Origin of the sequence: Cupriavidus sp. CuC1 (genome assembly GCF_044627735.1) — a bacterium.
Classification (GTDB): Bacteria; Pseudomonadota; Gammaproteobacteria; order Burkholderiales; family Burkholderiaceae; genus Cupriavidus; species Cupriavidus ulmosensis.
In genome coordinates this window covers 1-24,548 of the sequence record NZ_JBIUHC010000089.1, presented here as the reverse complement: position 1 = coordinate 24,548, position 24,548 = coordinate 1, and the positions used below count along the sequence as shown (strand labels likewise).

Genomic DNA, 24,548 nt, shown 5'->3' with positions numbered 1-24,548 from the left:
TTCAGATATGGTCAATGCCGCAGGTTAGCAATCCAACTTGGAGGCTGGCTGCACTGAGGTGGTAAAAGTCGCCGCGTTGAAGTACGCGAGAGAGTGGCTCTGGGGGCGGGCTCTTGGGGCACGGCTTGCCGCCACCAGCAGGCCGCCCCTCATAGCGTTTTCGCTCATCAGGACCAGGGGGAGGGTCACGAGTTGGCAACAGACGGTTGGCTCAGGCTTAACGACGCCAGGCTAGCGCATCCATGACGCGCTCAGCACCGATTGTTACAGCGCAGCCGCGCTTGTAGATCATCCATTTCTTCCTGTAGGTTGGCCACCAGAGCGGCCAGTTCCGGTATGGCGTCAAAGTCATGCTCCAACTGACGCAGCTCCGCGCCCGTAACAGGCTGGCGCTGGAAAACCGGCAGCCGCCAGCGACACTTACGGCATGGGGGAACAAGCCCTCATCTACATGCCGCATGAGCCACTCTGGTTCCACCATGCAGGCTGCCGCCACTTGCTCCAGAGTCAGCCAAGCATCTTCCATCAGGCAGCCGATCAGAACGTCGTCATCAGGCATGGGTCAGGCTCTCCTGTCCGGGCGCGGGTTAAAGGCCAATTCCCGTGCCATGGTTTCATACAGCCCCCGTGCTATAGGGGTGTTTGCCGGCGGCAACACCACCTGGATGTCCAGCAGCAGATCGCCTGGTGGATTCGCGGGGATGCCCTTGCCGCGCACGCGTAGCTCGCTGCCGCTCTGGGCGCCGGGGGGAATGCGCACCTTCAGTTCGCCCCCAGGTAAATGGATGGGCACTACCGCCCCCAGCGCCGCCTCCCATGGCGCCACCGGCAGGGTGAGGTGTAGATTGCGTCCCTTCACTTTCAGTTGGTCGTGCGGTTTGACATGCACTTCCAGAAAAAGATCCCCCGCCGGCGCACCGCCGGTCCCCGGCGCACCCTGCCCACCCAGACGGATGAGCTGACCTTCGCGCACGCCTTTGGGAATTTTCACGCTGAGGGTCCGGCTCCTGAGCTGTACCCCGCCGCGGGCGTCCATGCTTGGTACCTGCAGCGAAAGCTGACGGGTGGCGCCGGTAAAGGTGTCGTCCAGGTCCAGCAGCACCTTGGCGTGGTGATCCACACCGCGTGACTGAAAGTTGCCACCGTGTGTATGGAAACCGCGGTTTCCGCCCCCTACGTGGCCAAACAGCTCGGCGAAGAAGTCGCTGAAATCGGCCTCTTTCCGGGGCGAGTAGCCCCGATTGGAGAACTCGAAGCCGGTGTTCCAGTCCGGCGGCGGACGGAACTCCTGGCCGGGCTGATGGCCTCGTCCCAATTGGTCGTACGCGGCGCGCTTTTCCGGGTCGGAGAGTACGGCATAGGCCTCGTTGAGCTCCTTCATGCGCAGTTCGGCATCCGACTGCTTGGAAACATCGGGATGGAACTTGCGCGCGAGCTTGCGGAACGCCTTCTTGATGTCCTCCGCGGCGGCATCGCGCGTCACTCCCAGCGTTCTGTAGTAGTCCTGGAATTCCATGCGTGTTCCTCTTTTCAGGTCTCTAGCGCTGCCCTTCCCCTCGGAAGCATGATGGCGAATATCAGTCAAATCAAGAACTTGATATCCTCGGGGGAAGCCTTACCATTGCAACCGGGGACGCCAGAATATGGCGCCCGCGCCAGAGTGAATGGAGGCAAACATGATGTATCGGTCCCTGTTTCCCCGTGACGTATTCTCAGAACTGGACCGCCTGCAGCGCGAGATGCAACAGGCATTCGAGCTGTCTCCCAGCATTCGCGGTCGGGTCAGTTTTCCGGCCATCAATGTCGGCGGCACACCTCACTCGGTGGAAATCTACGCTTTCGCCCCCGGCATCGATCCGGCCAGCATCGACGTGCAACTGGTGAAGGGTGTACTGACCATTGTCGGCGAGCGCAAGCCCGATCTCTCTGACAAGGACGAGCAAACCTCCCTGCATATCAATGAACGCTTTGCCGGCCGCTTCCGCCGTGTAGTGAGCCTACCGGACGACGTAAATCCCAATGCGGTGGAAGCCAAGTACCGCGACGGCGTGCTGCACATCAGCATCCAGCGCCTCGAAGCCGCGCAGCGGCGCCAAATCAGCATCCAGTGATGCGAGGGGGATCTGGCCATGAGCGAAAATACTGCTGTCACCAAACAAGCCGAAACTGGCAGCACTGAAGCGGCCCTGATGCCGCCAGTGAATGTGTACGAGGACGCCGCAGGCATCACCCTGTACGCCGATCTGCCGGGTGTGCCCAAGGACAAGCTGGTCGTGCTGGTGGAAGGCGATATCCTTACCATCAAGGGCGAAGTCGTCCTGGCTCAGCCGGACGACATGGAAGCCAGTTACACGGAGGTTTCCCTGCCGCGTTACCAGCGCGTGTTCACGCTCTCCAAGGAACTAGATGCTGAGAAGGTCGTCGCCGAGCTCAACCACGGCGTGCTCAAGCTGCGCATTCCGAAAGCCGAACACGCACAACCAAGCCGCATTGAGGTCAAGGTGGCGTGATGTAAGCCGAGCGGGCCGTGGGCATCGCCCATGGCTGCCCACACGTAGGCGGGCTGACATGAAACTGGAATCGTTGAAAGAGAGTTTCGGTTTTCGCCCCGTTGAACAGGTGAGGGACCGACGATGCGACTGATCGCTATCGACACAAGTTGCAAGGGAGTACCCCATCGGCTATGAAACCGATTGGGTTCAGCATTTCAGGAAAGATCTCGAAGCCGGCATCTTCGATAAGTCGGAATGAGATCCTGCATGCTATTGGGGCGACGGGTGAAAGATGACCAACTGCCCAATTGGATACTCGCCTGGAAGCAGGCATATCCAGACCATGCGCATGTACCTGGAAGAACAGCGTCTCCTGCCACATTGCCTCCAGTTTTCCGAACTGGATGAAAAACGGGACTTTCTTGCGGCCTTGCGGCGTAATGGTCTGGCAGAAGGTGATTTCGAACTCCTGGAAACGGATACAACTGACCCAAAAGGCGACGAGAACTTCGGTTTACAGGGCTACGTCACGGTAACCAGACTCCTTTGGCCGAAATCCCTGCGGTGGGGTTCAAACGGGTGCTGCCAGTGCCGTTCAGATGCCTTCTTTGTTGCGGTGAAGGACGGCGTAGCTGGGATAAGATTCACCCTTCTGTGTCACTCTGTTGCAAAGCGGCGGAAGAACCATTGTTTCATTCCCTCCACCGCCAACAGATAGAAGAGCAGCATGGCAGCGAGGATGAGGAAGAAGAATGCCGGCGGCGCGACGAAACCGAGATGCACGCCAGCAGGGGTGAACGGCAGCAGCACGGCCACTGCCACCACCGCCAAAGAACAGGCGATGAGCCACGGATTCGGGTAGCTCCGGAAAGGATTCCTGCGGGTGCGGATGATGAAGATAACCAGCACCTGCGTGGCCATGGACTCAATGAACCAGCCAGTATGGAAGAGCGTCTCGCCGGCATGAAAGACCGTCAGCATGATGTAGAAGGTGAGGAAGTCGAAGATCGAGCTGACTGGGCCGATAATCAACATGAAATTGCGAATGAAATTCATGTCCCAGTGGCGGGGATGGGTCAAGTAATCATCATCTACCCGGTCCAGCGGAATGGGAAGTTCGGATACGTCGTAGAGGAGATTGTTGAGCAGGATCTGCACTGGCAGCATGGGGAGGAAGGGGAGAACAAGCGAGGCGCCGGCCATGCTGAACATGTTGCCGAAATTGGAGCTGGTTCCCATCATGATGTATTTCATGATATTGCCGAAGGTGCGCCGTCCTTCCTGGACGCCGGCATGGAGGACTAACAGGTCATGTTCCAGCAGGATCATGTCTGCCGCCGCTTTCGCCACGTCCACGGCGCTGTCCACGGAAATGCCCACATCGGCGGAATGAAGCGAAGGCGCGTCATTGATCCCGTCGCCGAGATACCCGACCACATGACCGCGCCGCTTCAGCGCCAGGATGACCCGGTTTTTCTGGGCAGGCGCCACGCGGCAGAAGAGGTTCACTTGCTCCGCCCGCGCTGCGAGTGCCGGGTCATCCATTTGCTGGATCTGCGCGCCGGTAAGTACCCCCACTACCGGGAGCCCGAGTTGGGCGAAGACATGCTGTGTGACCAGTTCATTATCACCGGTGATGATCTTGACAGCGACCCCATCGGCGGCAAGCGCTGCCAGGGCCACCTTGGCGCTCTCCTTGGGGGGATCGAGGAAGGCCGCGAAGCCAGCAAAGACCAGTTCCGCTTCATCGCCCACCACGGCATGGGCGTGGTCCATCCCCACCTGCCGAGAGGCGATTCCCAGTACCCGGAAGCCCTCGTCACTGAGACTCTCAAATTGCCCGTTGATCCCTTTGAGCGCCGCTTCATTCAGGGGCCGCAGACCCGCCTCTCCATTCAACCCATAGCTGACCGACAGTCGCAGGATGTCTTCGGGTGCTCCCTTGACCACGAGCTGTCGGGTCGTCCCGTTGTCAAGGAGTACCGATACCCGGCGGCGCTCGAAGTCGAACGGCACTTCATCGATCTTGCGCCAGCCGCTCACGTCGATTTCTGTGTGCTCCAGGATGGCGACATCCAGGGGGCTTCTTAGTCCTGTTTCAAAAAAGCTGTTGAAGTAGGCCAGCTCCAGGACGCGCTGACTTTCGCGGCCCAGGGGGTCCAGGTGGCGCTCCAGGTGGATGCGGGCCTCCGTCAGGGTGCCGGTCTTGTCGCTACAGAATACGTCCATGCTGCCCAGATCGTGGATCGAGGCGAGCCGCTTGACGATCACCTTGCTGGCGGCCATGCGCAGTGCGCCTCGCGACAGCGTCACGGAGACCACCATGGGGAGGAGTTCAGGCGTCAGCCCGACTGCCAGGGCCACAGCAAACAGGAACGATTCGAGCCACGGGCGGTGAAAGAAGGCGTTGACGAGAAGGACGAACAGGACGAGGAGGATCGTCATGCGCATGATGAGGTTCCCGAAGCGGTGGGTCCCCTGCTCGAAGGCGGTGGGCGGGGCCGAGGCCAGCAAGCTGTCGGCAATCTCGCCAAGCGCCGTTTTCTGCCCGGTGCGGCACATCAGCACTCTGGCCGTGCCGCTGATCACTGATGTCCCCAACAGCACGGTATTACTGGCCGAGAGGATCTCAGTCTCTCCCGGCAATTCACCGGGGGTCTTTTCCACCGGATATGGTTCGCCGGTAAGGAGGGCCTGGTTGACGAAGAAGTCTTTTGCCTCCAGCACCCTGCCGTCGCAGGGAATCAGGTCGCCTGCGGTAAGGAGCGCCACATCGCCAGGCACCAACTCCGCAAGCGGTATTTCAAGGGGCTTGCCGTCCCGTAGCACCTGCGCGCGTACTGCCACCGACTGGCGCAGTCGGTCCGCCGCCTGACCAGCCCGGTATTCCTGGACGAAATCGAGGGACACGCTGATGATGACAATGGTACCGATAATGAAAAAGCTGGCGGTGTCGCCGGTGAAAGCGGAAATGGCACTGGCAGTGAGAAGAATAATGACCAAGGGGTTGCGGAACTTGGCCAAAAATTGAAGGGGCAGCGCTCTTTTTCGCTCCCCATGGATCAGGTTTGGGCCGAACTGTGCCAGGCGCGCCGCGGCCACAGCACTGCTCAATCCGTCAAGGCTTGTGGCCACCTGTTCCAGGAGCACTGTGACAGGGAGCTGCCAGAATGCGGAATCCGGTGTGACCGCAGGTGTAGGCATGATGGATTCCTCCGGCGAACTCACGCATAGCGGTATCCAGTCTAGCGGGCTTGTCCATGTCAATGAATTTGCGCCGCAGCCAGTACTTGGTCGTGCCCTGTCACGGCGAAGCGTCAAAGACATGCGCGGGGCAGGACAGGCATTCGCTCAGAAAGCAGCAGACGGATTTTGGGTAAGTTTGGTGAAGCGATGCCACGTCGCGAGTTGCGACGCTTGGCAAAGCCTGTATCACTTTACCGTCGGCGGCGCCACGGTCGATCAGCGCCTGTCGGTATTTGCACCGTATCAGGTTCAGCCTTGACACGAAAGTGCCACGCTCCGATTCATGGGAATAATGCACCCGACGCGAAGCAGGTCAGTCAATCTCGCTGAAAGCAGTCGTTCAGTATTTGAGCTCAGCGGCCACATACGCTGCCTACGGGAACGATGGGCTAGATGCAGTTGCGGCATGCCAACGCTCCATGATGAAGATCACGAGTGTGTGTGAAGCGTTGACAACTAAGCGGGCTTCAGAGACCTGGATTGTTGGAGGTAGAAGTCCACGTCCATGGGCACGCTATCCCCGGAAGACTCTTAGCAGTCGGAGAACCCATCTTGATAGAGCTACGAGCGTTTTTCCGTCATCTATCCTGGCTGGCACCCACATTTGCGTAATTAGAGGTCGCCATTAGCGGAAATAGATCTGCAACACGCTGCCATCCATGACGGCATTACAGAATGAGAAAGGCTGCCCCATGACGAGGTAATCATGGGGCAGCCGATCTGTCCGGCACGGCTGCCGGCGCCCCATCCTATGTCACCCTGCCCCGCGTCTCGCTGAGCGCGGCCGTCAGGCCGTACTTGCGGATCTTCTGGTAGAGGGTGCTCTTCGCTATCCCAAGGTGCAAGGCAGTCCTGGTCAGGTTGCCCGCGCTATACGCGAGGGCCTTTCGGATCGATTCCGCCTCGGTCACCTCCAGCGAGCAGACGGCATCGGGCAGTCCGCCGTCGGTACCTCGTGAGTTGCCACCACCGTCCGACGTGCCTGCCGAACCGATCTCAAGCGGCAGCTTGTCGACCGTAATTACGCCGCCATCGGCCATCAGCAACGAGCCTTCAAGCGCATTGCGCAATTCGCGGACATTGCCCGGCCAGTCGTAGGCGAGCAGGCATCGGTAGGCATGGTCGTCGAACGTCGCCATCGGCACGCCGTAGCGCTCGCACAATTGGGTCAGCCAGTGCGAAACCAGCGCGGAGATATCGTCCTTGCGCTCGCGCAGCGGCGGGATGACGATATTGGTGACCGCGATGCGGTAGAACAGGTCCATGCAGAATTTGCCCGCGGCCACATCGTCCCGCAGGTTCCGGTGGGTTGCGGCAACCAGGCGGAAACTGACCTTGCGCGGCGCGTTCTCGCCCGGGCGGTAAATTTCCCCTTCCTCCAGCATGCGCAGCAGATGCGGCTGGATGTCGAGCGGCATCTCCCCGATCTCGTCAAGGAACAGGGTGCCCCGGTTGGCAGCCTCGATCTTGCCGGCGGAGCCCGATTCCGCGTAGCCAAATAGTTCGCTGGCGAGCAGGTCCCGCGACAGCCCGCCGCAGTTCAGTGCCACGAACGGTCCGTCCGAACAGCCGCTGGCCTGGTGAATGCCCTGCGCGAACAGTTCCTTGCCCACGCCCGTTTCTCCCAGCAGCAATATTGGCGCTCGCGACGGCGCAAGGTGCTGCGCCTTTTCCACAGCCGAGCGCAGCGCCGTGCCATTGCCCACGATACGGGAAAAAGCCGGCGCCAGACCCGGGCGCGAGGCCGGCATGCTTGCCGTCCCGGCAGCAAGGCAATGCGGGGCGGCCGGAATCACCACCAGGAAACCCAGTATCTCGCCAGCATCGCGGACCACCTCGACCCGGGCCAGGCGCAGCCATTCCGGAGTGGGCCGGGCGGCGCCCGTCGTACGCGTGTTGAGGCCGGGGACGGAGAAGCCGCTGTTCAATGCCGTGTTTACGCCCAGCCTTGTGAGTGTTGAAGGTGCTTGCGGATTCGCCTTGACCAGCCTGCCGCATTCGTCGAGGACCAGAACGCCGTCGCTGCGCGCCGAGCCGAATTGGCCGGCGCAGCGGTCCAGCAGCCGCAGGCGGCGGTCCATCGCCAGCGTGGCCAGGCGGCTCTCGATGCGGCCGGCCAGCGATACCGTCAGAGCTAGGCTGTGCCGGCTATAGGTCTGCGCGAGGCCAGAGACGTCGATCACGCCAAGCCCGCTGCAGTCCAGCGGGTCCCGGATCACGGTGGCCGAGCAGGTCCAGCGCTTGATGCCCGCGCAGAAATGCTCGGCGCCATGGATCTGCACCGGCTGCTGCAAGGCCAGCGCGGTGCCGATGGCATTGGTACCGCAGTTCAGCTCCGTCCAGTCGCAGCCGGGAATCAGGCCGACTTCCTCGGCGGGCTCGACGATGCGCATATCGCCTTCCTGCTGGAGGATCATGCCGTCCGGGTCGGCCAGCAGCATGATGGTGCCGGTCTGCGACAGGAACTCGCGCGTCTGCTGGATCAGCGGCAGGCTGGCGCTAACCAGCCGCTCGTTCTTCTCGCGCCGCGCACGCAGGCTACTTTCGTCGAGCGGCGGCGGCGCGGCCCCCGCGCCGGGATCGACTTGTCCCACCAGACAGCGCCGCCAGGAGTCGTCCACCACGCAGCGCAACTCGCTGGCATTCGCCTCGCCGCCGTCAATCAGGTGTTCCCAGGCAGACATAATGCTAGCGTCATGGTCGGGATGGGAAAACCAGTCGATCGGTGTGTCGGCTTCTTGCATGCTATGTCTCCTTGCCGGTCCGCTCGAGGCGGATCACGAATGGCCGGTGTGTCGGCTCGCTCTCTGGCTTTGTTCTTTGTCTTTTATCGCGGGACTGGCGCCCGCTACTGTGCATCCTGCTACTCCCGACGGCACCGCCAGTGCCAGCCGGGACTTGGCGCGGCCCGGATCCGGACCGGATCGTTTGGTAACCGCCGCTGGTAGATAACCCGGTCAGCTTCATCGCTCGCCACAACCACACTGTTGTTCGAGTGCAGGTCGATTCCACTAAACTTGCTCATGCCGGCCTCCTGTGCGTCACGTCGGAGATCGCACCTCGACTCGACGCCAGCCGTTCGACCCGAACGGAGGGGAGACCGGCTATATGATTATCAGAACCCTTACAGCGGACCGGGTATATAGCTGGCATTGGCGCTTCCCGCTATCTACGCGAGCTTCCAGCGCCAGGTCTTGGCATTCGCCTGTTCACCACGTTGGGCCAATAAGTCGCGTAGTGCCGTCTTGAGTACTTTGCCGTTGCTGTTCTTCGGCAACTCTTCGACGAACAGATAGGCTTTCGGCCGCTTGAATTTGGCGATGCGGTGCAGGCACCACTGATCCAGTTCAGAGCTGCTCATCCGCATCCCGGCTTTCAGCACGACGGCGGCTACCACTTCCTCTCCCCAGTCGGGATGGCTGCGGCCGAGCACGGAAACTTCGGCGACAGCGGCATGGGCGAGCAGAGCGTCCTCCACCTCGCGCGGGTAGATGTTGGAGCCACCGCTGATAATCGTCTCCTTGCTGCGGTCCTTGAGGGTGAGCTGACCGTGCTCGTCCCGGCACCCGACATCGCCGGTATGTAGCCAGCAGTTGCGCAGCGTCGCCGCACTGGCCTCCGGGTTGTTCCAATAGCCTTGCATCACGGCGGGTCCTCGCACCAGCACTTCACCAATTTCCCCCACCGGAAGCGCGCGGTCCTCCGCATCGGCGATCCGAATCTCCACGCCGGGCAAGGTACGCCCGACCGAAGCCAGCGCTTTGAGGTCGCCGGCGGCATGGGCGCGGGCGATCTCGTGGGGCGACTGGGCAGTGATGGTCATTGGACTTTCGCCCTGGCCGTAAATCTGGGCGATCCGGGGGCCCAGGCACTCGAGTGCGGCGACCTCGTCCTCCACATAGAGCGGTGCACCACCACAGATTACGGCCTTGAGACTGGAGAGGTCAGCCCGGGTCCGGCGCGCATATTCGACCAGGCGGTTGAGCATGGTCGGCGCGGCAAAGAAGCTCGGGCGCTGGTGTGCGGCGACCAGGCCGACCAGCTCGGCGACATTGAAGCCGCCGGAAGGTGGAATCACTTGACTCGCGCCTTCGGCAATGTGGGGGACTACGTAGAGTCCCGAGCCGTGGGACATTGGCGCAGCATGAATCAGACTGTCGCCCGGAGCGACGCGTGTGACAGCGCTGGCATAGGCCCGCGACATGGCGGTCAGATTGCGGTGGGAGAGCATGACCCCTTTGGGCTTGCCGGTCGTGCCGCTCGTGTAGAACAGCCAAGCGAGGGCGTCTTCGGCGACATCGGTGACCGGCATGCCCGGTCCCGCGAAGAGGGCATGGTAGTCGGTGGAGCCGACGACGATGGTCCGTGTGCCAAGCTCTGCTTCGACGTCGGTGACGACGCAGAGGCAGGCGCCAGTGTCCTGCAGGATGCCATTGATTTCACGCGGATGCAGCTTGGCGTTGATCGGTACGGCACACAGGCCCGCGTGCCAGATGCCGTACAAAAGCTCGACATACTGCGGGCAGTTCTTCATGATCAGCGCCACCCGTTCACCGCCACGTAGTCCGAGCCAGTCTCGCAAGCCGCAGGCGCAGCGCGCGACGCGGTCGGTAAGCTGCTCGAAGGTACATAGCGGCTCGGTGCCGAGAAAGAGCGCTGCCTGATCAGGATAGGCTCGGGCCGTGCGGACAAGCATTTGAGCAAGGTTGGGGTTCATGTATCCTCCATCAGGCCACACCGGATCCCTTCCGCGCAGCCAGTCAGGCTGGGCGCGGCCATGAAGCCGTAAATCATCATCGCTCCTGCCCAGGCAAGCGCTGACGTGGCGCTTGCTTGGCTCTTTCCGATATTTCCTGTTGCTTGGGCTGTGGGGAACAGGCAGTGCCTGCCCCCGCTCTTCACCCGCCGATCAGTCCGGAGCGCGCTCCGGGACCGGTAGCTGCACCCATTCCTTATAGAAGGCCTCGATGTCCGGCTCGAAGTCGTGGATCACGGGATACCATGGGGTGGGCGCCTCGACGTCGTGCATGGTGCCGCACGCCGGGCAATAGTACTCGCGATATACCTGCCACTGGGTATCTGGGGCCATCAGCTTGGGATAGACCTCGGTCATCGCCTCCTCGGTGTCGCGCACATAGATCGAAGCATGCAGCTTCCAGTTCTCGCGGTAGTCGCAGAACTCGTGGCCGCAATCGCACTTGACCATCCACTTCTTGGTGGCGGCCGATTGCACAACATGCATGTGCGGGCCGAGCGGAAGCACGATGCGGTCCGGGAAGCTCACCTTGGCCTGCAGGGCGGCCAGGTACTGCTCGAAGCGGCTGTCATCCTTGGGCATCGAGAGCATGCGGAAGGTGGTTTCCCAGTCCAGGGAGCCTTCGACGAGGTGGGCAACCTGTTCATTGGTGTAGGCAGACATTTTTCAGCTCCTTGATTCGGTGATTACTCTTCGACCTGGACGACGGTGGTGACGTCGGGCAGCAGGGAGAGGTCCATCCGGTGCTTGGCGCCGTAAGAGGGCACTCCCAGCTCCTCCTCCAGTACCTGCCAGTCCGCGGGGAGATTCCAGAACTCCTTGAACTCCCGTGTGAACTTCTCGGACAGGGCGAAGCTGGTGGCGAACATATGCTGCACTTGGACGGAGGCGTGCTTGTTGAGGATGCGCTCGCGCTCCTCCTTCATCCATTCGCGGGTCGGCAGAGCTCGGGCCAGGCGCTCCTTGCGGATCTCGGCACGGCGGGCCCGGGTCTTGTCCGCATCCACCGTGAACACGCCCTTCGCGTCCTGGGTGAAGATGGCGCCATAGACCTTCTGCGCGTATTCCGGCAGCAGGAACTTCTGGTTGAGGTCTGCCTCGACGGCCTTCGGATCCCGGTCGATTGGGTCGCCAAAGCCCGGACCACCGCGCAGGTAGTTGAGGTAGAGGTCGTGGTTGGCGTAGCAGTCCTCGGTGGTGATGCACTGCTTGTCACGCTTGACCACGGCAGTGGCATCGATGTGGCGCTCGTAGTCCGGGTTGCCCGGATCGATGTCGCCGCCCAGAGGCAAAGAGTCGCCGATAGCGATACGCTTGTCCAAGCCTGTCTTGTGTGCCTCGAAGCGGTAGCCGGTGGCCGAAGGATAGCCGCCCATCATGCCCCAGTCGCTGTTCATGAAGCCGTTACCCATGAAGAACATGGTCCAGTCCTGGGCGTTCCACACCATGCGCAGCGTCTCGAAGCCGCAACCGCCGCGGTACTTGCCGTAGCCGCCGGAATTGGCTTTGACGTTCCGGCCAAGGTAGAGCAGCGGCTCGGCCATCTCCCAGATCTCGATGTCGCCCATGTCGCCTTCCGGGTTCCAGATGGCGGCGGCGTGGTTGAGGCCATCCTTGACGGCGCAGGCGCCAGTGCCGCAGGAACTGGCCTCGAAGCTATTGACCGCGTGGATCTCGCCGTCCTGATTGATGCCGCCGCCTTGCAGCCAGTTGGAGGTGTTGGCGTTACCGGCGTTGACCTCCTCCAGATAGCCACGGCTGAAGTAGGACTGCGACAAGCCGCGCCACAGGGCCGCCCAGCCGGAGACTAGGAAGTGCCAGGCGTAAGCGTGGCCGGTGCGGCGGTCATCCGGATTGCACCAGGTACCCTTGGGCAGGCGGAACTCGGTGGCGAAGTAGGCACCGTCGTTGATGCGCTGAGTGGGCACCAGGGTCTGGCACATCATCACCCAGATCCCGGAAGTAAATGCCACCTGATGGGCGTTGAAGGTGTGCCAGCCCCAGCGGCTCGCGCCCTCGAAGTCGAGGCGCCACTTGCCGTCCGGCTTGATGGTCATCTCCACCGGCGAATGCATGATGGAGTCGAGCTTGGCGAAGGCGTTGGAGACCTGCACGTCGTCATGCTTGTAAGGCACGTCGACAAACGAGACCTTGCGGTACTTGCCCGGCAGGGTCATAGCCTTGATCCGGCTCTGCAGTCCGCGGCGGCCCTCTTCGATGACCTCGAAGGCAAACTTCTCGTAGGCTTCGATGCCGTCGGCGCGGATCACTTCCTCCACCAGGTCGCGGATCATGTGGCAGCCGGCGATGCGGGTCTTTTCGTCGAGGATCCAGTACTTCGGCGTGCGCACTGAGCGCTGGGACTCGTGCAGCCAGTCGCGCAGCGGCTCGTCGTTCACCCCGGTCTTGCGGCAGGTGATCATGTAGCCGTCGCCGAAGCGCTGGGTCTGGCCGGTGGACATTGAGCCCGGCGTCACCGAGCCGGTGTCGATGACGTGGGTGACGCCGCCAACCCAGCCGATCAGCCGGCCTTCCCAGAAGATCGGGACGATGGTGGCGATGTCGCAGGGGTGGACGTTGCCGATCGCGCAGTCATTGGTCGTGAACATGTCCCGGGGGTTGATGCGGGGGTTGGCTTCCCAGTTGTTCTCGATCATGTACTTGATCGCCGCGCCCATGGTGCCGACGTGGATGATGATCCCGGTCGAGGTCAGGACGCAGTCGCCGGCGGCGTTGTAGAGGGTGAAGCAGAGTTCGCCTTCCTGCTCGACGATGGGGCTGGCGGCGATCTTCTTGGCGGTTTCGCGGGCATGCACCAGGCCGCCGCGCAGCTTGGAGAACAGCTTCTCGTAGCCGATCGGGTCGCTGTCACGGAATTCCAGCTTCTCGAGGCCGTTGTAGTGGCCGGTGGCCTTGGTGCGCTCGATGATGCGGTCGCGGTACTGCTTGAGCGTCTGGCCGTTCTGCAGCAGGTCGGCGAAGCCGACTTCTTTATTGCTCATCATGTTCATGGCGGGTCTCCTTACTTCACTTCCTTGAGATGGAACAGGCGGTGCTTGTCGATCGTGGTTTCGAAGCCGTCGGGAACGACGAAGGTCGTGGCGTCGGATTCGATGATGGCGGGACCCACGATGTGGTTGCCGGCCTTGAGGGCTTCCATCTTCCAGAGCGCGGCATCCACCCACTTCTTGTGGCGGTAGAAGGGACGGGTGCCAAGATATGCTTCCCTGGGCGGCGTCGGGCCGGCATCCGGGTCTTCCGGCAGCACCGGCTTTTGGGTCACGACGGTGCCGCGCAGGATGGCGCCGGTGATCGAGAAGCCCAGTTCCGGCGAGCGGGCGGAGCTCGCGTAGACGCGACCGTAGGTGTTCTCGAAGGCCTCGACGATCTGGTCCCAGTCGCCGGCGCTGGCGGCGCTGGTCACCGGCGAGACGATCTCGAGGTCATTCAACTGGCCCATGTACTGCATCTTGTAGCCGGGGATCAGCAGCACGTCCTCGAGCTTGTAGCCGTTGAGGACGAATTCGTCGATGACCTTGACTGCCAGTTCAGACCAGGCTTCCTGCAGGCTCTTGCAGGCGGCTTCCTTGTCGGCGTCGGGGGCGTGCTGGGCAACACCAAGGTCCACTGACTTGTCGTAGCGGTACTCGAAGTCGGCGCAGGCGCAGCCGAAAGCCGAGAAGCCGGCCGCCCAGGCCGGCACGACGACGTCCTTGAAGCCGACGCCCCCGGTGTAGCCGTAGGTGTGCACCGGGCCGGCGCCGCCGTAGGAGAAACAGGTGAATTCCGCCGGGTTGTAGCCCTTGGCACTGATGTTGGCACGCAGGTACTCGGAGAGGGTGAGATCGAGCAGCTCGATGACGCCGGCGGCGGCATCCTCGACCGACAGGCCGAGTGGGTCGGCGATCTGCGCCTGGATGTGGTCGCGAGCGCGCTGCACGTCGAGCTTGATGGCACCGCCCAGGAAGTTCTCCGGATTCAGGTAGCCGAGCACGACGTGGCAGTCGGAAACGGACACCGTGTCGAGGCCACTTTCCGGCCAGCAGGTGCCTACGCGGTAGCCGGCGCTGTCTGGGCCCAGCTTGATCGACTTGCTGTAGGGGTCGAGGCGCACGAAGCTGCCGGCGCCGGCGCCGACTGAGTCCATCGCCACAAGGGGCAGGGAGAGCACCAGGCGGGCCATGTCGGGATCGGACTTGATGGCGAAATTTCCCTTGGTGATCAGGGCCACGTCGAAGCTGGTACCGCCGATGTCGGAACAAGCGATGTTTTCGTCGCCGAGGTACTCGCCCAGTAGCTTGGAGCCGATGACGCCGCCGATGGGGCCGGAGACGATGGTGCGTGCGAGTTCCTTGGCCTTCCAGCTGATGGTGCCGCCGTGCGTGGCCATCACCCGCAGGTCGAACCTGGCGCCATGCTTCTTGAACCGGTCGCTCACCTTCTTCAAGGTCTGGCGCGAAGGCTCGGCGCCGTAAGCCTCAAGGATGGTGGTATTCATCCTGTGGCTCTCCTTGCGCGACGGGTAGTAGTCCACCGAGGCGAAGACCGGGATATCGGCTTTCAGCTTCTTCAACTCCTCGCGCACGACGTCACGCGCGCATTGCTCGCTGGATTCATTCTTGTGGGATTGCAGCAGGCAGATGACGATTGCTTGCGAGCCGGCCTCTACCAGTTCCCGGGTAGCCCGGCGGACCTCGTCTTCACGCAGCGGGATGACCACCTTCCCCTGCACGTCGGTGCGCTCGGTGACGCCGCGCGTGCGCGAGACGGGCACCAGGGGCTCGTCGTAGCGGTGGGTGTTCAGGTGAATGCGGTCCTCCAGGGCATAACCCAAGTAGCTCTGCAGTGCGCGGCCCATCGAATGGATCTGCTCGAAGCCGCGGTTGCAGATGAGGCCAACGTCGAGGCCCTTGCGCATGAGGATGCGGTTGAGCATGGCCGTGCCGGAATAGACACAAGTCACCAGTTGCGGATAGACGTCGTCCACTGTCCGGTTCCAGTGGGCGAGGGCATCTTCGGAAGAGTTGTAGATGGCAAGGGATTCGTCGCCGGGATTGCTCTGCGCCTTGCCGACCACGAAGCGGCCATCGGAGCGAACGAAGAAAGTGTCGGTCATCGTGCCACCAGCATCGATGCCCATCACCTGTACGGTGGACTGCGGTTGCATACTGCCTCCTGTCATTGGTGTAGTCATGGTGGGAGTTCCCACGACTCATCAATGGCAAAGCCTGTGCCAGGCCTGGCCGGCACCAGGGAGCAGCTCCGCAAGGTCATTGAAATCAATGAGTTAGCATTCCTTGGCCACATCCCTGGTCGCGGGGGGCCTGCAGTCGCTGTCCGGATTCCCGACGCCCTGGGCAGCGGTGTCCGGGAATCGGACGCTTTTTGGCCAGCGATCGATGCGACTGTCCTTCGATACTGAGATATCGGCCTTCGACATACCGATCTTGCCAAGCAGTTCGACCTCGGCCATGCCGAGTGCATAAGCGACGGTGATCGAATCCTTATGGACGTCTAAACCGACATACAAAGTGCTATCGTGTTCCCGCGCTATGCGCCGGTCTCACGCGAAGGGCAGCGAAACGTGGTGAAGCCCATGAAGAATTCAATGAGGTCAAGGCGCCTGATTGTCGAAGCGGTTGCCGACACGGACCTGGCGATTGGAACCCATCTCGTCACCGATCGGCTTTGGTACACGCATCATGGCGCCTACGCGGGGGCCGGCAAGGTCGTGCATTACGTGTCGCGGTCACTGCGTCGCGGCCCGGTGCATAAGGTCACGCTCGCAGAATTCGCGCATGGGCATCCGGTCTGGGTCCGGCAAAGCCCCAGCGCCAGGTTCGCTGGTATGGAAGCCGTCCAACGCGCCTACTCCCGCATCGGCGAGGATCGCTATCGTCTGATTTCCAATAACTGTGAGCACTTCTGTATGTGGCGCTTATATGGCGAGAGCAGTAGTGATCAGATCGACGTATGGAAGTTCTGGGCAAGCGATGCGCTGGTTGCCGGGTTCAAAGCTCTCAGGTGGCTCACGGTCACAAGCTCGCGAAGTGTGTCCGTGCTGCGAGCGGTTTCCCGATTTGGATTCGAGGGCGGGACCTCCGCGAATTCAACGCAATCCAGTTCCTGAACCCGCGCTCTGGCGCATCGGGAGAGACCAATGGCTAGGCGGCATGCATGGCTTCCGCTACATCGGCCACCGTTTGCATATGGGCGGGCGGCCGTTCGTGGCGGCTGCGGCTACCGCACTTGTCGGGGGCGCTTGTTGTCGCTGTCCGGTTTCCGGACACCTAAAGGTGCGATGACCGGAAACCGGACACCCTCCGGTTGGTTTGCTGCAAAGCACAAATTGTTGATTTTAAAAGAGATTTGTTGACTCGGTGATGGCACGCGGATACCGTTATTCTAGTCAATTGAGAGTGATCGTCCCATGCAGTTTTCTGGTTGCGGCACCCTGATCCCCCGCATCGGCGACGAACCCGTCGTGGCCTCCGCCTGGGAGCGTTTTATGCGGGACCAGCCCCTGGAAGTGGCAGGTGTGCGCAGCGTCGTCCTGGCGTCGTGGCAGCGGTGTCGTTCTGAGGCCGTTGACCCTGCCAGGCACTCCGCACCGGGGGCCGCAGCCGAACGTGTCCGCCAGTTGCAGCGGCAGAACCGCGATCTCTGTGATGCTGCGCGTCCGGCGCTCGAGGGCCTGCGCGATATCCTGCGGGAATGTGGTACCCTCATCATGCTCTGCGATCCGGGCGGCACCGTGCTCCACCTCAATGGCGAGACCAGGGCCCGCAGCGTTGGCGAGGGGATCAACCTGGCCACCGGTGGCTGCTGGAATGAGGATGTCATTGGCACCAATGCCATCGGCACCGCGATCGCCACCGCCGCTCCGGTTCAGATCCATGCCGACGAGCATTTCTGCTTGGACGTCAAGCGCTGGACCTGCGCGGCGGCTCCCATTCTTGACCCCTTTAGTCGCACCCTGCTGGGAATCGTGGATGTTTCTGGCATCAAGGAAACCTTCCATGGCCACACCTTGGGCTTGGTGGTGACTGCCGCCAGGCAGATCGAAAGCGAACTGGCCCGCTGCGACGTTGCTCTCCACGAGCGGCTGCTGACCCGAGCCATCGATCATTTCATCCGTTACGCCAGCGACTACGTTGTGCTCGTCGACAGCCGTGGGCGCATTGTCCGTACTAACGGAAATGCGCAGGCAGTGCGGGAGAGCTATGACGTGCGGCTGCCCCTGGAAGTTGGCGGCCAGGTGCCAGGACTCGATCTTGCACTGTCCGAGATCGATCGGTGCTGCCAACGCCCGGAGTGGCTGCGCCCCGAATGGCTGCACCCGGTAAAGGACCATGACGGTATGGTGGGTACGATACTGGTGATTCCGCTCGGGGTGCGCCAGAATCGAACCGCTGTATCGCGGCCCACGGCCACGATGGCAGGAAACAACGATGCTTTTGGCGAGATCATTGGGGGAAGCGAGGTGCTGGAGGCGACCAAGGCACGCGCGCGCCGTATCGCCCCTCTCGATCTGCCGGTACTGCTCCTTGGCGAGACCGGCGCAGGGAAGGAACTCTTTGCCCGAGCGCTGCATCGGGCAGGTAACCGTCCCGACGGTCCGTTCATTGCCGTCAATTGCGGCGCTTTTACCCGTGAGCTCCTGGCCAGTGAACTCTTTGGCTATACCGACGGAGCCTTTACAGGCGCCCGTCGTGGTGGCCTTCCGGGGAAGTTTGAGCAAGCCGACGGCGGCACGCTCTTCCTCGACGAGGTCGGCGAGATGCCACTTGACATGCAGCCTCATCTGTTGCGCGTGCTGCAGGATGGCGTTGTGGTCCGCCTGGGCGATACCCGCGAGCGGCGCGTTTCAGTGCGCGTTGTCGCAGCCACTAACCGTGATCTGCAGAAGGAGATCGCCGCAGGGCGCTTCCGCGAAGACCTGTACCACCGCCTCTGCGTGGTCAGCCTGCTACTACCGCCGCTGCGCGATCGGCTTGGCGATATCGAGGCCATCTTCGAGCATCTCAACAGCAAACTCGCACGCAAGTATGGATGTGCGCCCAAGCAGCTTGAACTCGCCGTGCGCCAGGCGCTTCTGAGCTATCGCTGGCCGGGCAACATACGTGAACTGCAGAATGTCTTCGAGGTGATGTTCGCGCTCAGCGAAGGCAACATCATCGATACTTCTCTGTTACCCCCGAGCATCGCACAGACGGCAAAGGACTCACTTTCCAAATCCACCTCGACGTCAATCCCTGTCTCATTCGGCCGTCTTGAGGAATTGGAGAGACAAGCGATACTTGATGCGATCGCGAATGCCCACGGAAATATGTCTATGGCCGCCCGGACTCTGGGTATTTCGAGGAGCACGCTGTACGTCAAACTGGCCGCGATTCGGGCTGAGCCTGGTAGTTCAGGCGCCGGTCATGTAGCGGCTTGATTGGCCCGCGGAGTGACCGTGACATACGAGACGATCCGATGCTGGTGTGAGGCTTTGCCCGCCGGGTGAAAGCCGCGGGCCAAAAGCCGCGCAGTACATGCCATGTTGACGAGATGTTTGTCATGCTCCGCGGCGAACCCTACCTGTTGTGGCGTACAGTAATCAGATCGTTTGGCGGCCGTGTGAGGCTGTGTTCGCGCCAGCAAACTGCCGCTGCAGAAATCGTTCTCGGCCATATGTCTGACGGTTTCGGACAAGGGCGGCATTTCCGCTTTTCGCTGGTCCGAGCAGCTTGACGTGTCATCGATCGCGGCACACACTATGCTGCGTATGGCCCGGTGATGAGTGAACGGGATAAGTAATACCGTTTGCACGGGTTGGTGGAAGCGGACGGCGCCTTGATCGATGGGCCGCGACTAGCAAAGCGTGGGCGCGCTGCCAACAATATTCTTGCTCTTATTCAGGTAGGCAAACATGCCCAGTCCCCCGGAAAAATTGCCTTCTTTAGCAGACGAAATTGATGAGGGCGAACGGCGCTTCAGGTCGCTTGCAGATGCGATGCCCCAAATAGTGTGGACAGCCATGCCGGATGGTTGGATCGACTACAGCAATCAACGGTGGATCACCTATACGGGACTTACTTTTGAGCAACTCCAAGGGTGGGGCTGGACTCAAGCACTCCACCCGAATGATTTGCAACCCACCATCGATCGCTGGACGAGCTCATTAGAGAGCGGTGAAGATTATGAAACTGAATACCGCTGGAAGAGAGCCTCCGATGACATTTACCGATGGCATCTGGCCCGCGGATTACCGCTTAAAGACTTGAATGGACATATCGTCAAATGGGTTGGGACCAGCACTGACATTGAGGACCAAAAGCAGCTGCAGGCCGCGGCGGAAAGAGCCAACCGCGCGAAATCTGATTTCCTTGCCAGCATGAGCCATGAGCTGCGCACGCCGCTGAACGGTATTCTTGGCTACGCGCAGATACTGCTGCGGGACACCACGCTGGGCGAGCGGCAGGTCGCGGGGCTGCGCGTGATCCAGCAAAGCGGCGAGCAACTGCTGACGCTCATCAACGATGTACTCGATTTCGCCAAGATCGAAGCCGGCAAGCAGGAGCTCAGCCTCACCGACATCCCGCTGGCCAAGTTCCTGCGCATCATTGCCGAGATCATCAGCGTCAAGGCGGAGCAGAAGGGGCTGGCCTTTATCTGCGACTCCGCGCCGGACTTGCCCGGCGGCATACGCGCCGACGTGAAGCGGCTGCGCCAGGCGCTGCTCAACCTGCTGGCCAATGCGGTCAAGTTCACCGACCGCGGTCAGGTCAGCCTGCGGGTGCGTTTTTTTCCTCCCGCCCGGCTGCGCTTCGAAGTGCAAGACACCGGCATCGGCATCCGCGAGGAGCAATTGGAATCCATCTTCCAGCCTTTCGAGCAAGGCGGCGACGCGCAGCGCCGGCTCGGGGGCAGCGGCCTGGGCCTGGCCATCAGCCAGCGCTTTGTGCGCCTGATGGGGGGCGAGATCCGGGTCGAGAGCCGGATCGGCCAGGGCAGCACCTTCTGGTTCGAGCTGGAACTGCCGGTGGTCGAGCTCGAGATCGCGCCGCCGTCTGCCGCAGGGGTCGTGACCGGCTATCAGGGGCCGCGCAAGAAGGTGTTGGTCGTCGATGATGTGGCCGAGAATCGGGCCGTAGTGGTCGACATGCTGGGCCAGATCGGCTTTGAGATGGTCGAGGCGGAAAACGGCTGCGAGGGACTGGAAAAAGCCCAAACCTTGCGGCCGGACTTGATCTTGATGGACATCGTCATGCCGGAGATGGGCGGGCTGGAAGCCACGCGCCGCCTGCGCCAGCTGCCGGCCCAGAAGGATGTGCCGATCATCGCGATTTCCGCCAGCGCTTCCGGTGGCGACAAAGAGAGCAGCCTGGCAGCCGGAATGAGCGCGTTCCAGCCCAAACCGATCGACTTCGGCATGCTCCTGGCACAGATCGCCAGCCTGCTGAAGCTCAGCTGGACTTACACAGCGACGCCAGCGAGCTCCGCTCCCGAACATCAGGCGCCCGGGCCGCTGCTGGTGCCACCGGCGCAGGAGATGGAAATCCTGCATCGTCTGGCGCGGGAGGGAAACATGCGCGACATAGTGCAGCGCGCCGCTCACTTAGCCGAGCTCGATGAGCGCTATCGTCCGTTCGCCGACCAACTGCGCCTGTTGGCTAAGGGGTACCAGTCCAGAGCCATTCTAAGCCTTGTGGAGCGGCACCTGGAAAGGAGGCCAGCGCCATGACGGCGACCTCGGCACAGGAAACGGGCACCCACACGATCCTGATTGTGGATGACACGCCAGCCAACCTGGACGTGATCGTGGAAAGTCTTGAGGACCACGGCTTTCGGATCGTCGTCGCGCAGGACGGCGAAGAGGGGCTGCAACGCGCCGACTTTGTACAGCCGGACCTGATCCTGCTCGACGTGATGATGCCGGGACTGGACGGCTTTGAAGTCTGCCGCCGCTTGAAGGCGCTGGCAGGCACCCGAAAGATCCCAGTGATTTTCATGACCTCGCTGACCGAGACCGAGCACAAGATCACAGCGTTCAAGGCGGGCGGGGTCGACTATGTCACCAAACCGCTGCAGATCGACGAAGTGATGGCGCGGGTCGGCACGCACTTGAACCTGCATGCGATGCAACAGCGGCTGGAGGCGCAAAACGCGCAGCTGCAACAGGAGATCGTCGAGCGCCGGCAAGCCGAACAGGCGCTGGAGACCAGCCGCGAGCTGATCCGCCATCAGAGGGACGAGCTCAAGGAGCTGTACGACAAGATCGTCGCGGAGCAGCAAGTGTCGGAGCGGTTGCTGCTCAACGTGCTGCCCTACCCGATTGCCGAGCGCCTGAAGGCGCACCCCGGAGTGATTGCCGACAGTTTTCAGGAGGCCACTGTATTGTTCGCCGACATCGTTGAATTCACTCGCTTTTCTGCCGGCATGAACCCCGAGCGACTGGTGGCGGTGCTCGATGAGATCTTCACCGACTTCGACAGCATTGCCGACCATCGCGGCCTCGAGAAGATCAAGACCATCGGCGATGCCTACATGGCTGCCGCAGGGCTGCCGGTCGCGGCGCCCGATCACGCAGCACGGGCGGCGCACATGGCGCTGGACATGATCGACGCGCTGGCCGGCTTCAATGCGCGCAACGGCTACAGCTTGCAGCTGCGCATCGGCATCAACAGCGGCGCGGTGGTGGCCGGCGTCATTGGCAAGCGCAAGTTCATCTACGACTTGTGGGGCGACGCCGTCAACAGCGCCAGCCGGATGGAATCGCACGGCGTGGCCGGTCGCGTGCAGGTGACGGATGCGACGCGGCGGCGGCTGGGTGAGCTGTTCCAGGTCGAGGAGCGTGGCACCATCGACGCCAAGGGCATAGGGGCGCTGCATACCTGGTTCTTGACCGGCAGGTGCAGTGCGTCGTCCGGGTGATCGCCGGGCGCTGCAGCGTAATCGAAGATTGTCATTGGGGCGTGGCCGGACCCGACACTGAGGTTACGAACAACACAAAACGGCGGAGCGCGCAGAAGCCGATCGCGCTCGCCTGGGGCGTCGGCCGTGAGGGTCGATAGGAAGTACTTCAATGGGTCAGCGTCCCCAGCAGGCCACTCGATTAGCAGCCACCGCCGCTGGTGCTACCTCCACATCGCAGAAGGCACACGCAAACCATTCAAACTTTGTGCCGTTGCGCAAGTATTCATCTTTGAGATCAAAGGCGCTCCATTCGTCGCCATGGTTGTTCTTTGCTAGTTCACTCATTTTTTGTCATCAACTTGGGATGCCGCATCGTACAAACCAGCGGAACAGGAAGACTAACGACGCCGGTGGAAAATTCTTTAGGCGCTCGCGCGAAGAATCCGCTCGTATGCTGCAGCAGTGCTGCCCGATCCATCGCAGGCGTTCTGCAAAATGCTGTACTTGTGGCCAACGGCTATTGCCGGCGGGCGCTCAACATGTTGCGCACGCTGCCGTTGCCCTTGCTGCGAGAGGATGCCATCTCCGGACAGCGCGAGGCGCTGCTGTCCGACGCCCTTTGCGTGGCCGTCGGCATGGCCAAGGCGGCCCGGAAGCCGCTGGTGGCGGAAGACCTGCACTTCAGTGCGAAGAAAAAGGCCTTGACGCAGGCCAGGCCTCGCGGCGCCCGTATGCTCTCGGGCTTGCTCTATGCCAAATACCGACAGCAGCTGGAGGCGAAGTGCTTCCGGACTGGTGTCGAACTCATCAAAATCAACCCAGCCTATACGTCGACCATTGGCGCGGTGAAGTATGCCGCGCGACGCGGCTGGTCAGTGCATGCTGCCGCGGCGGGCGTCATTGCCCGCCGCGGACGGAAGTTGTCTGAGCGCTTGCCGCGCGCCGGCACGGAAGTCCGTGTTCCTGTGCGGGGGCGCCATGAAGTCCTACGGTTACCTGCAAGGAAAGACCGCGGACCGCTGCATGGTGCCTGGCGCGAGGCTCATACAGCGTACAGGAGTCGGGTGCGCGAGCGATGGCTCGCCGCCCGTCGCGTAACACCGCGACGAGGCGCCAGCACCCTTGGCCGTGACGACCTCGGCGCGCCCTCCAGCAAGGACTACCATTGTAAGCGGCCGGCGAACCCGTCTTGACGGTGATGATCGCAGCGGCTAGGTGGCGCTGGTAGCCGGCTTCCAGCGATGTGGTAGCAATTCGGCAATGTTACTGGCGCGATGGGTTGGTAGCCGTGTGATCACGTCTCTCAGATAGGCGTACGGATCGTGACCATTGAGCTGCGCTGACCGAATCAAACTCATGATTGCCGCCGCACGCTGTCCGGCACGCAAGGAGCCGGCGAACAACCAGTTGGCCCGGCCAACGGCCCAGGGGCGGATCTGATTCTCGACCCAGTTGTTGTCCACGGGCACGTCCCCGTCCTCAAGATAACGCGTTAGTGCTTCCCAGCGTTTGAGGCTGTAGTCGAGCGCCTTCGCAATCGCGGAGCCTTCCGGAACGAGCTTGCGTTGGCCGGTCATCCACGTGTGCAGCGCCTCGGCCACCGGTTTGGCGCGCAACTGACGAAGCGCGCGTCGTTTGTCGGGCTTCAGATCAACTGCCTCTCGCTCGACGTCGTAAAGCGCGGCGAAGAACTTCAAGGCCTGCTCGGCAATCTGGCTTTTGTTGCTGGCATGCAGGTCGAAGAACTTTCGTCGCGCGTGCGCTGCACATCCGATTTCGATGATGCCTTGCTGGAATCCGGCCTTGTACCCGCCGTAGTCATCGCACACAAGCTTGCCCTGCCAGTCACCCAGGAAGGTGCGGGCATGCTCGCCGGCGCGGCTGTCGGCGAAGTCATAGACTACGGCCCGCAAGTCTGCGAATTGCGTTGCGGTATACGCCCACAGGTAGGCACGATGTGTTTTTCCCTTACCGGGACTGAGCATCTGCACCGGCGTCTCATCGGCATGCAGCACGCCCTGCTGCAATATCTCCTGATGCAGCGCGTCGACCAGCGGCTGCAACCGCACACCACACACGCCTACCCAGGCTCCAAGCGTCGACCGCGGAATCGCCAGACCGGCGCGCGCAAAGATACGCTCCTGCCGGTACAG

Annotated in this window: 18 protein-coding genes and 5 pseudogenes; 11 read left to right on the top strand and 12 right to left on the bottom strand. The window is 61.9% G+C overall.

The window, feature by feature from the left end:
- Positions 1 to 217: 217 nt before the first annotated feature.
- Together ACGLHR_RS31420 and ACGLHR_RS31415 are read right to left on the bottom strand one after the other, a co-directional pair.
- Positions 218 to 559, bottom strand: coding sequence for a hypothetical protein (locus ACGLHR_RS31420; RefSeq protein WP_400098584.1), 342 nt, complete (start codon positions 557 to 559; stop codon positions 218 to 220).
- A 3-nt stretch (positions 560 to 562) separates the two neighbouring features.
- Positions 563 to 1,516 (bottom strand): DnaJ C-terminal domain-containing protein, encoded by a 954-nt coding sequence (locus ACGLHR_RS31415; protein WP_400098582.1) that lies wholly within the window; start codon positions 1,514 to 1,516, stop codon positions 563 to 565.
- Positions 1,517 to 1,676: 160 nt separating this feature from the next.
- Between ACGLHR_RS31415 and ACGLHR_RS31410 the strand changes: the two genes are divergently transcribed.
- The 4 genes and pseudogenes from ACGLHR_RS31410 to ACGLHR_RS31395 all read left to right on the top strand — a co-directional run.
- Entirely contained in the window at positions 1,677 to 2,111 is a 435-nt protein-coding gene (locus tag ACGLHR_RS31410; protein WP_400098580.1) for an Hsp20/alpha crystallin family protein, read from the top strand.
- Between the two features lie 18 nt (positions 2,112 to 2,129).
- Entirely contained in the window at positions 2,130 to 2,510 is a 381-nt protein-coding gene (locus tag ACGLHR_RS31405) for an Hsp20/alpha crystallin family protein (protein ID WP_400098578.1), read from the top strand.
- A gap of 139 nt (positions 2,511 to 2,649) precedes the next feature.
- A pseudogene (locus ACGLHR_RS31400) lies at positions 2,650 to 2,751 on the top strand (transcriptional regulator); the annotation flags it as partial.
- Positions 2,752 to 2,841: 90 nt separating this feature from the next.
- Positions 2,842 to 3,036 (top strand): annotated as a pseudogene (locus ACGLHR_RS31395) (hypothetical protein); the annotation flags it as partial.
- A 113-nt stretch (positions 3,037 to 3,149) separates the two neighbouring features.
- Here ACGLHR_RS31395 and mgtA read toward each other — a convergent pair.
- On the bottom strand, positions 3,150 to 5,696 hold the full coding sequence (gene mgtA / locus ACGLHR_RS31390; RefSeq protein ID WP_400098576.1) for a magnesium-translocating P-type ATPase: 2,547 nt from the start codon (positions 5,694 to 5,696) through the stop codon (positions 3,150 to 3,152).
- Between mgtA and ACGLHR_RS31385 the strand changes: the two genes are divergently transcribed.
- Complete coding sequence (locus ACGLHR_RS31385) at positions 5,695 to 5,997, top strand: hypothetical protein (protein WP_400098574.1); 303 nt, start codon at positions 5,695 to 5,697, stop codon at positions 5,995 to 5,997. The genes mgtA and ACGLHR_RS31385 overlap by 2 nt on opposite strands.
- A gap of 114 nt (positions 5,998 to 6,111) precedes the next feature.
- Here ACGLHR_RS31385 and ACGLHR_RS31380 read toward each other — a convergent pair.
- From ACGLHR_RS31380 to ACGLHR_RS31350, 7 genes and pseudogenes are all read right to left on the bottom strand, one after another.
- A pseudogene (locus tag ACGLHR_RS31380) lies at positions 6,112 to 6,237 on the bottom strand (hypothetical protein); the annotation flags it as partial.
- A gap of 250 nt (positions 6,238 to 6,487) precedes the next feature.
- The gene (locus ACGLHR_RS31375) at positions 6,488 to 8,482 is read right to left on the bottom strand and encodes a sigma-54-dependent Fis family transcriptional regulator (protein WP_400098572.1); all 1,995 of its coding nucleotides are present in this window, start codon (positions 8,480 to 8,482) and stop codon (positions 6,488 to 6,490) included.
- A gap of 425 nt (positions 8,483 to 8,907) precedes the next feature.
- Complete coding sequence (locus ACGLHR_RS31370) at positions 8,908 to 10,455, bottom strand: class I adenylate-forming enzyme family protein (protein WP_400098570.1); 1,548 nt, start codon at positions 10,453 to 10,455, stop codon at positions 8,908 to 8,910.
- A 192-nt stretch (positions 10,456 to 10,647) separates the two neighbouring features.
- Entirely contained in the window at positions 10,648 to 11,157 is a 510-nt protein-coding gene (locus ACGLHR_RS31365) for an acetone carboxylase subunit gamma (protein ID WP_400098568.1), read from the bottom strand.
- A 23-nt stretch (positions 11,158 to 11,180) separates the two neighbouring features.
- Positions 11,181 to 13,505 (bottom strand): hydantoinase B/oxoprolinase family protein, encoded by a 2,325-nt coding sequence (locus ACGLHR_RS31360; protein ID WP_400098566.1) that lies wholly within the window; start codon positions 13,503 to 13,505, stop codon positions 11,181 to 11,183.
- An 11-nt stretch (positions 13,506 to 13,516) separates the two neighbouring features.
- On the bottom strand, positions 13,517 to 15,661 hold the full coding sequence (locus ACGLHR_RS31355; protein ID WP_400098565.1) for a hydantoinase/oxoprolinase family protein: 2,145 nt from the start codon (positions 15,659 to 15,661) through the stop codon (positions 13,517 to 13,519).
- 255 nt (positions 15,662 to 15,916) lie between these two features.
- Positions 15,917 to 16,048 (bottom strand): annotated as a pseudogene (locus ACGLHR_RS31350) (IS110 family transposase); the annotation flags it as partial.
- A 42-nt stretch (positions 16,049 to 16,090) separates the two neighbouring features.
- Here ACGLHR_RS31350 and ACGLHR_RS31345 point away from each other — a divergent pair.
- The 5 genes and pseudogenes from ACGLHR_RS31345 (at position 16,091) to ACGLHR_RS31325 (ending at position 22,413) form a co-directional block, all read left to right on the top strand.
- Positions 16,091 to 16,624: a lecithin retinol acyltransferase family protein gene (locus ACGLHR_RS31345; RefSeq protein ID WP_400098563.1), complete on the top strand. Its 534-nt coding sequence runs from the start codon at positions 16,091 to 16,093 to the stop codon at positions 16,622 to 16,624.
- 300 nt (positions 16,625 to 16,924) lie between these two features.
- Positions 16,925 to 18,934: a sigma-54-dependent Fis family transcriptional regulator gene (locus ACGLHR_RS31340; RefSeq protein ID WP_400098561.1), complete on the top strand. Its 2,010-nt coding sequence runs from the start codon at positions 16,925 to 16,927 to the stop codon at positions 18,932 to 18,934.
- 6 nt (positions 18,935 to 18,940) lie between these two features.
- Positions 18,941 to 19,095 (top strand): annotated as a pseudogene (locus ACGLHR_RS31335) (IS6 family transposase); the annotation flags it as partial.
- Positions 19,096 to 19,408: 313 nt separating this feature from the next.
- Positions 19,409 to 21,223: an ATP-binding protein gene (locus ACGLHR_RS31330; RefSeq protein ID WP_400098560.1), complete on the top strand. Its 1,815-nt coding sequence runs from the start codon at positions 19,409 to 19,411 to the stop codon at positions 21,221 to 21,223.
- The gene (locus ACGLHR_RS31325; RefSeq protein WP_400098558.1) at positions 21,220 to 22,413 is read left to right on the top strand and encodes an adenylate/guanylate cyclase domain-containing protein; all 1,194 of its coding nucleotides are present in this window, start codon (positions 21,220 to 21,222) and stop codon (positions 22,411 to 22,413) included. The genes ACGLHR_RS31330 and ACGLHR_RS31325 overlap by 4 nt, the downstream gene beginning before the upstream one ends.
- 156 nt (positions 22,414 to 22,569) lie before the next feature.
- On the opposite strand, the gene ACGLHR_RS31320 is transcribed toward ACGLHR_RS31325, so the two are convergent.
- Entirely contained in the window at positions 22,570 to 22,740 is a 171-nt protein-coding gene (locus ACGLHR_RS31320) for a hypothetical protein (RefSeq protein WP_400098556.1), read from the bottom strand.
- 194 nt (positions 22,741 to 22,934) lie between these two features.
- Here ACGLHR_RS31320 and ACGLHR_RS31315 point away from each other — a divergent pair, with 194 nt between their 5' ends.
- Positions 22,935 to 23,588 carry a hypothetical protein gene (locus ACGLHR_RS31315; RefSeq protein ID WP_400098554.1) on the top strand — a complete coding sequence of 218 codons (654 nt, stop codon included), beginning with the start codon at positions 22,935 to 22,937 and terminating at the stop codon, positions 23,586 to 23,588.
- 18 nt (positions 23,589 to 23,606) lie between these two features.
- Here the strand turns inward: ACGLHR_RS31315 and tnpC are convergent.
- The coding region (gene tnpC, locus ACGLHR_RS31310) for an IS66 family transposase (protein WP_400098552.1) at positions 23,607 to 24,548 on the bottom strand (942 nt) is incomplete at its 5' end.

What these genes read in the sequence shown, in the direction of transcription:
- ACGLHR_RS31370 (WP_400098570.1), bottom strand. Translation starts at nt 10,455, where the DNA reads ATGAACCCCAACCTTGCTCAAATGCTTGTCCGCACGGCCCGAGCCTAT.
- mgtA (WP_400098576.1), bottom strand. Translation starts at nt 5,696, where the DNA reads ATGCCTACACCTGCGGTCACACCGGATTCCGCATTCTGGCAGCTCCCT.
- ACGLHR_RS31320 (WP_400098556.1), bottom strand. Translation starts at nt 22,740, where the DNA reads ATGAGTGAACTAGCAAAGAACAACCATGGCGACGAATGGAGCGCCTTT.
- ACGLHR_RS31315 (WP_400098554.1), top strand. Translation starts at nt 22,935, where the DNA reads ATGTTGCGCACGCTGCCGTTGCCCTTGCTGCGAGAGGATGCCATCTCC.
- ACGLHR_RS31365 (WP_400098568.1), bottom strand. Translation starts at nt 11,157, where the DNA reads ATGTCTGCCTACACCAATGAACAGGTTGCCCACCTCGTCGAAGGCTCC.
- ACGLHR_RS31410 (WP_400098580.1), top strand. Translation starts at nt 1,677, where the DNA reads ATGATGTATCGGTCCCTGTTTCCCCGTGACGTATTCTCAGAACTGGAC.
- ACGLHR_RS31325 (WP_400098558.1), top strand. Translation starts at nt 21,220, where the DNA reads ATGACGGCGACCTCGGCACAGGAAACGGGCACCCACACGATCCTGATT.
- ACGLHR_RS31345 (WP_400098563.1), top strand. Translation starts at nt 16,091, where the DNA reads ATGAAGAATTCAATGAGGTCAAGGCGCCTGATTGTCGAAGCGGTTGCC.
- ACGLHR_RS31385 (WP_400098574.1), top strand. Translation starts at nt 5,695, where the DNA reads ATGATGGATTCCTCCGGCGAACTCACGCATAGCGGTATCCAGTCTAGC.
- ACGLHR_RS31405 (WP_400098578.1), top strand. Translation starts at nt 2,130, where the DNA reads ATGAGCGAAAATACTGCTGTCACCAAACAAGCCGAAACTGGCAGCACT.
- ACGLHR_RS31360 (WP_400098566.1), bottom strand. Translation starts at nt 13,505, where the DNA reads ATGAACATGATGAGCAATAAAGAAGTCGGCTTCGCCGACCTGCTGCAG.
- ACGLHR_RS31415 (WP_400098582.1), bottom strand. Translation starts at nt 1,516, where the DNA reads ATGGAATTCCAGGACTACTACAGAACGCTGGGAGTGACGCGCGATGCC.
- ACGLHR_RS31375 (WP_400098572.1), bottom strand. Translation starts at nt 8,482, where the DNA reads ATGCAAGAAGCCGACACACCGATCGACTGGTTTTCCCATCCCGACCAT.
- ACGLHR_RS31330 (WP_400098560.1), top strand. Translation starts at nt 19,409, where the DNA reads ATGCCCAGTCCCCCGGAAAAATTGCCTTCTTTAGCAGACGAAATTGAT.
- ACGLHR_RS31420 (WP_400098584.1), bottom strand. Translation starts at nt 559, where the DNA reads ATGCCTGATGACGACGTTCTGATCGGCTGCCTGATGGAAGATGCTTGG.
- ACGLHR_RS31340 (WP_400098561.1), top strand. Translation starts at nt 16,925, where the DNA reads ATGCAGTTTTCTGGTTGCGGCACCCTGATCCCCCGCATCGGCGACGAA.
- ACGLHR_RS31355 (WP_400098565.1), bottom strand. Translation starts at nt 15,661, where the DNA reads ATGCAACCGCAGTCCACCGTACAGGTGATGGGCATCGATGCTGGTGGC.